7 protein-coding genes are annotated in these 13,693 nt (G+C 35.2%); 6 read left to right on the top strand and 1 reads right to left on the bottom strand.

Annotated elements, in window-relative coordinates; genetic code table 11:
* The first annotated feature begins 52 nt into the window (after positions 1-52).
* The gene (locus Q0W04_RS01905) at positions 53-769 is read left to right on the top strand and encodes a zinc ribbon domain-containing protein (protein ID WP_298499618.1); all 717 of its coding nucleotides are present in this window, start codon (positions 53-55) and stop codon (positions 767-769) included.
* A gap of 100 nt (positions 770-869) precedes the next feature.
* Here Q0W04_RS01905 and Q0W04_RS01900 read toward each other — a convergent pair whose 3' ends face one another.
* Positions 870-4,049 (bottom strand): right-handed parallel beta-helix repeat-containing protein, encoded by a 3,180-nt coding sequence (locus Q0W04_RS01900; protein ID WP_298499614.1) that lies wholly within the window; start codon positions 4,047-4,049, stop codon positions 870-872.
* 103 nt (positions 4,050-4,152) lie between these two features.
* On the opposite strand from Q0W04_RS01900, the gene Q0W04_RS01895 reads away from it, so the two are divergent.
* The 5 genes from Q0W04_RS01895 to Q0W04_RS01875 all read left to right on the top strand — a co-directional run bounded on the left by Q0W04_RS01895 (position 4,153) and on the right by Q0W04_RS01875 (position 13,643).
* Positions 4,153-4,647: a hypothetical protein gene (locus Q0W04_RS01895; RefSeq protein ID WP_298499611.1), complete on the top strand. Its 495-nt coding sequence runs from the start codon at positions 4,153-4,155 to the stop codon at positions 4,645-4,647.
* A complete protein-coding gene (locus tag Q0W04_RS01890) occupies positions 4,644-5,453 on the top strand; it encodes a toll/interleukin-1 receptor domain-containing protein (RefSeq protein ID WP_298499608.1) in 810 nt (269 codons plus the stop codon). Before Q0W04_RS01895 ends, Q0W04_RS01890 begins: the two co-directional genes overlap by 4 nt.
* Before the next feature lie 11 nt (positions 5,454-5,464).
* Positions 5,465-6,340 carry a toll/interleukin-1 receptor domain-containing protein gene (locus Q0W04_RS01885; RefSeq protein ID WP_298499606.1) on the top strand — a complete coding sequence of 292 codons (876 nt, stop codon included), beginning with the start codon at positions 5,465-5,467 and terminating at the stop codon, positions 6,338-6,340.
* Between the two features lie 77 nt (positions 6,341-6,417).
* On the top strand, positions 6,418-12,675 hold the full coding sequence (locus tag Q0W04_RS01880) for a C1 family peptidase (RefSeq protein WP_298499603.1): 6,258 nt from the start codon (positions 6,418-6,420) through the stop codon (positions 12,673-12,675).
* Positions 12,672-13,643 carry a DUF11 domain-containing protein gene (locus tag Q0W04_RS01875; protein WP_298499600.1) on the top strand — a complete coding sequence of 324 codons (972 nt, stop codon included), beginning with the start codon at positions 12,672-12,674 and terminating at the stop codon, positions 13,641-13,643. The genes Q0W04_RS01880 and Q0W04_RS01875 overlap by 4 nt, the downstream gene beginning before the upstream one ends.
* Positions 13,644-13,693: the final 50 nt, after the last annotated feature.

Below are 13,693 nucleotides of genomic sequence, written 5' to 3'. Positions count from 1 at the left end.
CAACAAAACGATATTAACAACAAAAACCAAACATTAAATCAGAGGTGAAGTAATGGAAAACTACTGCAAAAACTGCGGCTGCAACTTAAAACCGACAGATGCGTTCTGCCCGGAGTGCGGGAAAATAGCTAACAACAATATGTGCCCGAACTGCAACGCAAAAATTACCAAAGACACTGCATTCTGCCCTCAATGCGGCATGAACCTTAAGGGAAAAAACTGTCCGGGTTGCGGCAAACCGGTGAAAGCAAATGAAAGATACTGTGAAAACTGCGGAACCAACCTGAACGCACCAGAAAAAATATCAAAAAACAGTTTTTTTGAAAACAACAAGATTCCTCTGATAATCATTGCAACGTTAGTAGTTGTGGTGGCAATCATTGTGGCTGCTGTATCTCTTGTGCCGGAGGATGTGGGAACACAGGTCACTTCGGTTGGATCAAACAGATTCGAAATTCCTGGAGACTATGCTGTCGACCCGTCCACAATCGATGTTGACTATACAGGATACAATGCGGTATTTTCACAGGGTTACAGCAATGACCGTGGAGATATAATCTATATCGGAGTCATGAACGTTCCGCCGGGCGTTGACGGCGATGAAGTTGTCGCTGCCGAAGGAGGAGTTCAAAAGAACATGATGGGTGTCAGCGGATATTACTCAGAAGAAAGCGACATCTATACATTTGCATTTGCTGACGGAGCATATCTCAATGTTATTTCCGCATCAAGTCCTGAAATATTGGATAAAATAACCTATTTGGGATAGTTCAGCGATGCAGTATTTAAGGGCTAAATTTGGACAAATGAAGATACTGTTGGAATAATTTAATATTTATCATTTACATTAATGTATGATGCATATAACCTCACAGACAGTACTGTGATGATGAATTGACATATCCCCTATCTTTTTCATTGCCTCCAAAAGTAGTGTTTCTAACATGCTGTTCACCATGATTTAGAATTGATTCAACTGAATATTTGTTTAAAGACAATATGCAGTCGGACAATTCCACATTACTATTTTCTTCATTCACCACTACTGAGGCCCCGTCATTATTACTGAATGTTGAATCGATGATTTTCAGACTGCCGCTGTTGCATATGCAGCTGCATTGAGAACCCGTGTTTTCATTTAATGAAGATGAGATAACTTCTGCCGTTGCCCCGTTGAATATTGCGCCACCCATTTTGGCTGTGTTTTTGTTGAATTTGGAGCATATGACCACTAAATCATCATAGATATTATATACTGCTCCGCCCCTTCCCAAATATCCATATTCAAACATCTCACCTGTTGATTCGTTATTTTCAAACATTGAATCAATGATTTTCAATTCACCCCATGATTTGCTTATCGCCCCACCAAAACCTTCAGAGGAATTGGAGATGAACTTGCAGTTTTCAACCGTTACGTTAGCACCGTTTATCCTTATTGCACCACCGTGATTGTTGAAAAGACCATTATAGTCTGAGAAAACCTTACCGTTTTTGAATATGATGTTTTTAAGGACAATATTATCTGCGCTAACCAAAAATATCCGTGATTTTTGCATGGCATCGATTGTCATGCCCCCGCCATCAATAACCAGACCGTCAATGTCAAGATCTATTCCCCCTTCATAAAACTCGACCTCATAGCCGTCAATGGAAATGTCCCTGTCGAGAATGATTTTTTTGCTCTCGGATTCATGAATCAAACCGTCAAGGTATTCAAAATTATAGCGTTCCTCTAGGGGAATGGAAATTGTCTCAACTGTTCCGGGACCTTCAATTGAATCTATCAAATCGGCCGGCGAGTTTTTAACAATAATATTTCCTTCATTGAATATTTTTTCTATTGAATTAATGTATTTTAAGATTATTTCTGTTTTATTGAGGATGTTTTTAAAGTCTGCATTATCCGAGCTGTTATTGTCAAATTTGGTTTTTGTTAAACTGCAGAATTTAGCGTTATTTAAAATTGTAGCTTCACCAACGTCATTGTCTGTGATGTTTGTCCCAGAGACTGACAGAGTAGAATCATTGAAATTGGTAATTATATTTTTACATGAATTGTTCTTTAAATTCACGCCCAGCACATCTAAAGTTCCGGCATTGTAGAGGACGTCTTCTGATTCGTTGTTTGTGAATTCGGATTCAGCAATTTTCATGGATGCCAGATTGCCTATGATATGTACCTTCGAATCACCCCTATTGTTGGAGAAACTGCAGTTATTAATCTGCATTTTTGCCCCGCTTGAATTATCAACTGCTGAAGCGAAGTTCTGTGAATAATTATCTGTTAGAAAGCTTTCATCCATATCCAATATCGCCCCATATTCATTGCATATTGCTGATACATTCTCTTTAAAAACAGAGCTAGAAATCTTCATTTTTGCTCCCCAATCCTCATAGTCAATATTGTATATGGCACCGCCTTCATCTGCACTGTTTTTGGAAAATATAGATTTTACAATTTCCATGTCTTTGAGGTTGTATATGGCTCCTCCCTCATCAGCACTGTTGTTTTTAAATGTTGAATCGATGATTTTGGCTTTTCCCTCACAGTATATGGCTCCGCCGGATTCGTTGTGTCCGTTTTCAAGAGTGATGTTTTTAATCACGACATTGTTTGCTGCAATTCTGAATATTCTTGATATGCCGCTTCCGCTGACTGTGTGGCCATTTGCGTCAATTGCAACATCATCAATGTCCAATTCGATTCCTTCAGGATAAAATGGTGATTCATACTCCTCAAAATTAATGTCATGGCTTAGGATAATCTCGCCTGCAGGCTCTTCGAATATCTTTCGGGTAAGATAGCTGAAAGTGAATTTACAGTCCCCTTCATCAATTCTTCCATTATTTTCAATTCTGTCATTAAATCCGTCAGCCGAATTTTCAAGAAGGACATTTCCATCATTAACGACAGGTTTAACACAATCGCTTTTAACGTCATCGAGAATCAATTCTGATGAGTTATAAATACTGTTTTTAAAGGAAGTTCCGTTAATGATGCAGTTTCCCTGGTTGAATACACTAAAGTCCACATTCGCTTCTATAAACTCACCGCCGAGGATAGAAACAGTCCCCTTATTGAATACTGTGTTTTTTCCAGTGATGTTTTCAAATCGGCAGGCAAAAATCCCCAAATGTCTGTTGTTGAATATGACATTTTCACTGTGGTTGTCATTAACGAGGCAGTTTCTGATTTTAACGCAGCCGTCTTCATTATATACTGCCATCCCGTTTGATATTGTACATTCATCTACGGCAGTTTTACCGCTACTGACATGTATCACTCCTCCGCCTGATTTTATATAGTTGCAGGTGAATCTGCTTTTCTCAATCCTTGTAGGTCCGTCGGCATGAATTATTCCTGCATTTCCTATTCCGTAAACCTCATTTTTCAAAAAACAGCAATCTTTAACGTTCACTTTAAAATCGTTATATACTGCTGCCCCACCATAGTTTGAGGAATTACCTGAAAAACTGCAGTTTTGAATGGTCAAATCCCCTTTGTTGTATATTGCTCCGCCAAAACCTTCACCGCAATTGTCCTTGAAAGTGCAGTGCGAAATCACTACCTTTGCATTCTCATTAAGGATTTCTATTGCTCCTCCTTTCTGTTTTCCTAAAGCGTTTTTAAAGACAATGTTTTTTAAGACAACCCGTCCTCTGATGATGAAAAATATTCTGGTCTGATTTCTGGCATCGATTGTGTGTCCGTCGCCGTCAATGACAATGGAGTCTGTATCTATCCTTATTCCAAATTCATGTCGGCCGGACTCAAAACCACCGCCCAAAACAATATCCGAGTCAAGAAGGATTTCCTCCTCACCGCTTTCAATAAGGCTTTTTAGATAATCAAAATCATTGACTTCAACATCCTCATCCGAAACGTCATCGCCAGCGGGTTTTTCGTAAATGATTTCCTCTTCAAATGGTTTTTCAGAAATTATTTGCTCATTTTCGGGAGGAATTTTGATTTCTGGAAATTTTAAATCCTCCTTTTTAGTTTTATCTGATTTGAATAGCTTTTTAAACCTGTCTCCAATGCCCATGGCCAACACCCATCATTAATATTAACTATATATGTACAAGTAGATATTCTTTACAGCTAACATAACAATTAAATAATACCAAAAATAGATTTAATTTATAATTATGAATAAAAAGACTATTGAATATCTAATTATAGCAACAGTAATTATAATATTGCTTTACAGCTGTTATGCATTTGCAAGCTACAGATACTTGGACAGTGAAAACAACGTAACCGATTCAATCACAATGTATCATCCGAAAAGCTCAAACTATACGGTTGTAGGCGACAGTGTTGAATTTAAAAACACATTATACGATTTTTATGACATGAAAGTAAGTAAGTTAAGTTCAAATGACACCAGACTTACGAATCTGTTGAGCCATTTCTCAAAGGTCAATCAGGGAACCGTTGAATATATAAACGAGAGCTGTTATTTGCTTACAATGGAGTTCCAGGACGATTCCGGTTTTAAATATCACTCCATGGTTATTCCTGTAGATTCATTTGACAAGGAGAATCATAATTTCACAAAAGATGCTACCGTCTATCTGTTTGACGGGAACAACAGGGAATTCGTCGTAGATACCGTATTCAACAGCAAGGTGGTTTTATGAGCCAGGACGTTTTTATAAGCTATTCCACAAAAGACGATGACATTGCCAACAAGGCATGTTACGCCCTTGAGCAGAACGGTCTTACCTGCTGGATTGCACCCAGAAACATTTCCTCAGGTAAAAACTACATTGATGAGATTGCAAATGCAATAAAGACTACAAAAATTGTTGTTTTAATATTTTCAAAGGATTCACAGGCATCAAAGTATGTAAACAATGAAATCAATATGGCATTTACACGAAACAAGCCAATCATTACATTCAACATCGACAATACAATGCCTGAAGGATATATGGAATACTACCTTAAGGTTTCACAGTGGCTGATGGCTCATCCTAAACCTGAAGACCATCTCAAAAAGCTGGTTGAGGATGCAAGAGAGATATGTGATATGAAAAGCGACGTTCCTGTGCTTGTAGATTTGACCAACTTCATTCCGTCAGATTTGTCAAGACATAAAAAGGACAATGTTTCCAGAATTCTTTTGTTTACCCCTATTTATTGGGCTTCATTTATCTATATGGGAATCGGCGCATCCAAAAAGCTGTGGGCTTTGATGGGACTTTTATATCTTGTTCCATCCCTTATGTGCTTTATACTTTATTTCCAGATTCTCAATTACCTGTTTATATCATATCCGTTGTTTAGAATGTTCAATATCATATTCCTGATATTCTGGGCAATAGCAATCATACACGGATTTGTAATAAGAAACGAATTCCTGACAAGAAAATCCGTCTTAAGGTTTACCATATCAGATGATGACCTGTTCAATTACCTTTACGACGAATACGTTGATTTATAGAGGCTTTTAAAATGAATGATTACGTTTATCTTTACTATGATGAGGCAGACGGCAAGTATTGCGATGCGATTTACAATCTGCTTGAAGAAAACAGCATCAATGTATGGATGAAATCAAAGGACAGCACTTCAAAAGATGATGCCACACAGATAAACGATGCAATTTCTTCAGCAAAATGCTTTCTTCTGCTGATATCAAAAAACAATCAGAAAACCAACCAGATTATTACTGAAGCTGATCTCGCATTCTCAAAAGACGTTCCAATTGTTGCATTCAACATTGACGGAACAGAGCTTGAAGGCAATCTGGAGTTCATTTTGGAAAACCAGGAAAAGATACCTGCATATCCATACACCAAAAAGCAGCTGAAAGAACTGGTTAAAAAAATCTCAGAAATTATGAAAAAACAGCCGGGCAATGTAAAGCTTGACAGTGAATGTGTGGATTTATTTAAAAAGATTAATCCGAAAAGAAAAGAGAACCTTATCAAAAATGCCCTTGTAGTTGCAGTTCCAATAGCTGTTATACTTATTTTAATTTACCTGTTTGTTATTGTGCCAACCGGCCAGTATACAACAGATGATGGCGTGTTTACCATGAACATAACCGGTGTTGATGTAACACCTGAAAACGGAGAATACAAATATACCATTTACGGCAACTCATATAATTTGCCTGCAAATTCAGAATCATACTTCATGAACATCAAGTTCATGGATAAAGATGGCAATCTGGTTTATGAAGTAAATTCGACAGCAGACGAGTTTAAATCCGGAAAAATATGGTCAGGACCTATCGGCAATGATAATGCAGACCACATTGACTTTAAACTGTTTGACATCAACGACAAAATGCTGTCAAATGAAAGTTATGTCATCAATAAATAAAATCCTTTATATATATTATAATATATAATAATATTATGATTAATAAAAGGATTATCTTTATTTTTTTATTAATGATTATGGCAATTGTAACGCTTTCAGCCGTCAGCGCTAGCGATATAGCAGACAATACAACTAGTGTAAGCTATGAAACGCAAACGTTAGCAATTCCGACTGACGAAAACACCAATGAAGATACTCCTTTAGAAAGTTCAAAACCTGGAACTTTCACAGAGCTCCAAGCAAAAATAAACACTGCAGAAATAGATTCAACCATTTACCTGACCAAAGACTATTACTATAACGATGATTTTAAGGGCCGAAATGGAATAACAATTGATAAGAACATTAAAATTTTCGGTGAAGGACATACAATTGATGGAATGGGAAAATCCAAATTACTCCTAATTACTGAAACCGGCGTTGTAGAGTTACATAATATAAAATTTACAAATGGAAAAGATGACAGCATAGGAGTGATAAGCATTGTTAACTCCTTTAACATTGATTTTAATGAATGTAACTTTACCAACAACAATGTCAGCTCAGGGACAGTTTATCTAGCTAACAGTTCTTATTGTAATTTTTATGAATGTGATTTTAACAATAACACAGCACAATATACTGGTGGAGCAGTATTTTTGACAAATAATCACCATAATAACTTTATAGATTGCAGTTTTAGGGAAAATAAAGCAAATTATGGAGGAGCAATCTATTTAACTGAAAATAAAAATTTAAAATTCAATTACTGTAAGTTTGACAATAATAATGCAACATATACCGGAGGATCAATTTATTCCAGCTGCAATTCTGGGACAAATTATAAACAATGTACATTTGAAAACAATACTGCAGAAGATGGAGGAAGTATTTATATTGACACTACTAATCAAATCGCATTCTCCAAATGTACTTTCACAGCAAATAATGCGTCATATAAAGGAGGAGCAATCTATTTATCCAAAAATGATAATTTATCAATCATCGATTGTCATTTTGACGACAATAATGCCTCATATACTGGAGGAGCAATTTATTTAGAAAACAATACCCAAACTGCATTTGCCTATGATTACTTTTATAATAATTATGCATCCAAGTCAGGTGGAGCAATATATCTAACTAAAAATGACGAATCTATCTTCCAGTCATGCAGATTTACTCGAAGTTATGCAGATTGTGGCGCAGCAATAGCAACTAACAATTCAGACATTTATCTAATATCCTGTGGTTTTATTAACAACAAAGGATATAACGGCAGCTGCATCCACACTCAAGAATCCCATGTCAATTCCATTAATTCATACTTTATGAATTCTAATGTAAAACAAGTTGGAGGATCAATATATTCAGTCGCATCAAGCCTAAATATAATAAATAATGGATTTGAAGATAATACTGCATCAGAAAGTGGAGGAGACATTTACTCCAAATACAGTATGATTAATTTAGAAAATTCTGAATTTACCTATTCCCAGTCATACGGATTTGGCGGTTCATTAAGTTTCAATGACGATTATGTGAATATTAACAAATGTACTTTTGAAAGGTGCGTTTCATGGGGAGAAGGCGGAGGAGTCATAAATTGCCTAAATTCCATAGTAAACTGTTCTTCTTCAGAGTTTACAAAGTGCATTTCATTAAATGTTGGAGGAACAATTTGTAGTCTAAATACGGATTTAACAATTAATCAAAATAAATTTAAGGATAGTTATACCTTTTTATATGGAGGTACAATTTACAGCATTTACGGATCAATTTCAATTAATGGAAGCGATTTTGTGAATTCAAATGCTCAAAAAGGAGGCGCCCTCTATATTAGAAGCCCATATAAAATAAATAGCATTACCAATAACCGTTTCTTATATTCCTCATCAACCGGGGAAGGTCCAAGGATATATGTTGATGAATATAACGGAGAAATCCCTGAATTCGGAAATATTTATGAAGATATTTATTTCGTTATGGGCAACTTCAGCGGTTCTTCAAGAGAAGGAGACAACTACCAAAAATATAGTAATATTATAACTTATGTTGTATCCAATTCCAATGATTATCAAAATGATTTATCCTATTATAATAACTTAAGATATGAATTTGCTTTAAATAAGGGAGTTGAACCTGCCGTTTCTGACAATAATGTTTATTTCAGTATTTTTGACAAGGATGCTCCCGATAATTCCACAATCTTTTTAAATTACAATGAATATCAAAACAGAACAGTAATCTATAATGCAACCCATTTCTGCGAAAATCTGTTAAACTTACGTATGATAAACCTTAAAATTTACAATTCTTTTGGATTTGAACTTACTAGCTTACTGAATACATTTATAACATCCATAAGAATTATCAATGAAACCGAAACGGAAAAAACATTGACCATATTGGCCGTTTCAAGAAATGATACACAAACTAACGGATGGTGGACAAGACCTATTTTTGACGATGAATCACGACTTAACACACAAAACAATAATAACAATCAGTCCTCATTCCATAGTTATTCTGTAAACCCGGATGAATTTCCTGCCAATGAATTCAGCGGAAAATTTTCTTTTAATTTTGAAGACAGAAATCTGGAATCCCGGTTGGGAAATGTTTATGAATTTAAAAACGATTATTATCTAGTTCCATTACTTAATTATACAACTTCCACCGACTATCTTCCTTCACATTATGATTCCAGAGACTATGGGTATGTCACACCAGTTAAAGACCAAAGCATTGGAAGAAATTGCTGGGCTTTTTCAGGCATTGCTGCACTTGAAGCATGCCTTAAAAAAGCAACAGGAAAAACATATGATTTATCAGAAAACAATGCTAAAAATTTAATGGCTGCCGCATCCATATATGGTTTAAATATAGATTCTAATGCCGGAGGATATGATGCAATGTTTATAGGTTATCTGACAAGTTGGTTAGGACCAGTAAATGAAAAAAATGACAAATATAATCCTTTATCTTCAATATCCCCATTATTACCTCCTTTATATCATATTCAGGACATTTCTTTCATATCTCCAAGAGCAAACAGTTCAGACAATGACGAATATAAAAAAGCAATTATAAACAATGGAGCTGTTTCAGTTATTTTCGACTGGACAAGCAATTATACATCTTACGGATTGCACTCAGTATGTCTTATCGGGTGGGATGATAAATATAATAATTTTGACTCCATTGGAAATTATGCAAAAGGTGCTTGGATATTTAAAAATAGCTGGGGAGACGAATGGGAAGATGAAGGTTTCGGATACATATCCTATGAACAGAAACTTTCAGAAGAAATATATCCGTACTTCCACGCATACACTTTCATTTTCAACGAAAGCGACATCGGATATCAGGACATATATCAATACGACTTTGCAGGCTTAAGCGACTTTTTAAATGTGAAAACAGACTGTATATACTACAAAAATAAATTCACCGCTAAAGGAGATGAGTATCTTACTGCATTTTCAACATACTTCGAAAGTCCAACCGATTTCACATTTTCAATCAATAAAAACGGTAAAGAAGTAACAACCACAGAAAACGGCACCCCAATAGAAAATTCAATACGCCATGCAGAATCCGGATATCATACAATCAGATTAGGTTATGACATTAGATTAACCCCTGGCGACGAGTTTGAAATAATTATAAAACTGATTAATCCATATAAAAATAGCATTCCAGTTTGTCAGGCTGATGAACTGTACAAACTGTCATACCCAAGCAACGTTTCATTTTACAGCCAAAACGGAAAAGACTGGTTTGACATATATGATTTAGATAGCGAACATGATTTTGCCTATGGCGGATTGAAAACAAACACATGCCAAGTAGCATGCATTAAAGCATTTACAACAACATGCGGAATGGATTTTGTACCATTGGCACTGACAATAATAACTCCTAACGGAGTTAAACAAAGCGTCTATTTTGATTTATATAAACTTAGTGCAACTCCAATTAAAAAAGCCCTAGTAAATCAAAGCATTACCATCCAGATGACTCTTGAAGGTTGGAACAGTAATAATAATCTCTTTGAAAATTTAATTGAAGTTAGAATTGGCAATAACACATATTATTCCCCAATTAATAATGGCAAGAGTTCCACTTTGACAGTCAAGTTAGATAAAAGTGGAAATTACAGTTTTTCCGCTAAACTTAAATCCAACCATTATTCTTCAAATTTAGTTGAATTTAATTTTACTGTTGAAAACGTTAAAAACGGAACATTCACTAAACTTCAAGAAATTATCGACAATGCCGATAAAGAATCCACAATTACATTAGATGACGATTATTATTCTGACTATTCCTCTGTTAACATTTTCAAAGGATTGACAATTGATGGAAACGGACACTATTTGGATGGATCAAATAGTACACGCATTTTTACAATCTATGTCTCAAATGTAACTTTGAAAAATATTAACTTTAGAAATGCAAAAACTGCAGTATTTTCAATAGGAAAACTGAACATTATCAATTGTACTTTTAGTGACAATTATGGAACTAACGGAGGTGCAATAACATCACATGGGGAATGTATTATAGAAAACTCAACATTTTACTCTAATAATGCGACAAATGGAGCTGCAATATATTCTTATAGCAATCTGACCGTTAATAATTGTAACTTCAAAAATAACAATGCCGAAAACAGCGGAGGAGCAATATACTGCAAAGGATATCAAACTGTATCATCCAGCAATTTTGAATATAATCATGCGAAATTCGGTGGTGCAATCGATGTAGTTAACGATTTAACCATATGTGAATCCAGATTTAACGACAATATGGCAAATGCTACCGGTGGTGCAATTTATTGTAGTGGCCTTTGCAAAATAGATAGTTCAATATTTAATAAAAACAATGCAAAATGGGCAGGAGCGATTTATACCACCAACATAACCCTTAATAATTGTGAGTTCAACAACAATACTGCCGAAGAAATCGGAGGAGCTGTATATTCAACTTTGAACAGCACTATTGAAAAAACAATATTCTGTTCAAATCATGCTAAATGGGGAGGGGCAATTTACTCCACCAATATGGTCCTTAATACTTGTGAGTTCAACAACAATACTGCTGAAAACAGCGGAGCCGCTGTATATTCAAAGGGCAATTGCAGCATAGAAAAAGTATCATTCAACACAAATTTTGCAAAATGGGGTGGAGCAATATATCTGCAGGATTCCCACTGCCACATAAGCCAATCAACATTTTATTTAAATATCGCACAATATGGTGGTGCAGTATTTTCTAATTTCAATTCCATTTTGAACATTGAAAATTCTGATTTTACAGAAAATTTTGCCTTAATTAGTAATGGAGGAGTCATTTATTCGGAAAATATTCTCAATATCAATGATTCTAACTTCAAAACTAGTCAAAACAAGGCAATAATATCTTCAAAAAATAATTCAAGTTATTTCTCTTTAAAGAATAATAGGATGTTTATTGATTATGAAGATCCAACCTACTTTAAGATTAATGGTCAATCATATACTCCACAGCTATATTTGGTTTTCAACAATATCACTACAGTTAAAGGAAATTCAGTTAAAGTATGTCAAGTGATTGATAAAGATAAAAATTCCTACGTAATGGGAGACATAAATCTTGCATTAAACAATGCCATTATCCACTATAACGACGATTCAGGAGAATACCTGCTGGACACCTCTTCAATTAACTATGGAATCTACAAGCTTAAAGGAAGTTTGGAAAACAGAAAACTAGATTATACAGTATGTGAAGGAACATTGAAAATTGTAAAAAAATCAGTCATATATGCATCCACTTTAACAAAAACATATGGAACAGGCAATAAACTATCATTAACTCTTAAAGATGATAAAGGAAATGCAATAAAAAATGCCAATGTTAAAGTTAAACTTAGCGGAAAAACATATACCGTCAAGACTAATTCAAAAGGTCAGGCCACACTTGCAATTAATCTGGCAGTGAATACATATACAGCAACAATCACATACAGTGGAAACGACCAATATTCAAGTGCCAACAAACAGGTGAAAATAGTTGTTAAAAAGGCAACTCCGAAACTTACTGCTGGCAAAAAGACATTTAAGGTTAAAACAAGCAATAAAAAATACACAATTACACTTAAAAATAATTTAGGAAAAGCAATGAAAAATACCAAAGTTACAATAACTGTAAACGGTAAAACATACACTGCCAAAACCAACTCCAAAGGTCAGGCCACATTAACATTAAAGATTACCAAAAAAGGAACACATAAAGCAACTGTAAAATATGGTGGAAATAAAAACTACAACGCAGTTACAAAGACAACAACAATAACGGTTAAAAAATGAAAATAAAATACTTACTGACACTAACAGCGATTATGATAATCCTACTTTCACTGGGAACAGCCACAGCCAGTGAAAACATAACAGATTCCGTATCTTCAGATGATATGGGAAGCAGTTATAGCGCGGTTAGTGAAGACACTTTAAATGAGAATACATACACCTCACAAAGTGCTGATTTAGCCGTTAATGTTAATGTAACTCCATCATATGTCAATGAACAGTACAATTCAATCGGATCGGAAGTTCCATGGACAATAACAGTCACCTCAAATGGAGGAACAGCTAAAAATATCAAAGTCCTTTCAATAATGTCAAACAACCTTCAATATATGTTCCATACAAAAACAATAGGTGAATACAATCCTGAAACAAGAACATGGACAATCGGTGAATTAGGTCCATCTGAAACCGCATCATTAACAATAATAACCAAACTGAAATCCGCAGGAACCTACATAAATAAAGTCTATGCCACATCCGATTCCAAAGAAAAAAATATGCTCAACAACTTCGTTATCACATCAATGAAAACCGGATCATCAAAAGTAACCTCAAGTATAACTGAAACAAGCGATGACAGAAGCGGATCACAGCACACAGTCCATCAGGCAAGTACAGGAGGAGCAAGATTCACAATATGGGAAGAAGAAGGTGGTGGCGGAGGCGAAGACCCAAATCCACAACCGCAACCGAATCCGGATCCTGAGCCTGAACCAAGCCCACAGCCACAACCGAATCCGGACCCAAATACAAACCCTATAAGCAATAGTCCACAAAATTCAGTCTCAAAAAGTGCTTCATTAGAAAACATATTAAAATTAGGAAATAACCAAACCATAGAAGAATTTATGGCAATTCTAGCTTACGACTACACAAAAATCCCAATAATAATTTTTGCCCTATTTTTAATCCTATTGACAGCTATTGTAGGATATGACAAAGTCAAATCCCGCTCAAATGCTAGCTAAACAAAACCATTTAAGCATGATTTTAAATACATTATAATACATAATAATAT

This window comes from uncultured Methanobrevibacter sp. (genome assembly GCF_947170395.1).
Taxonomy (GTDB): domain Archaea; phylum Methanobacteriota; class Methanobacteria; order Methanobacteriales; family Methanobacteriaceae; genus Methanocatella.
Note: the sequence above shows the minus strand (reverse complement) of the source record. Positions and strands in the feature narration are given on the sequence as shown.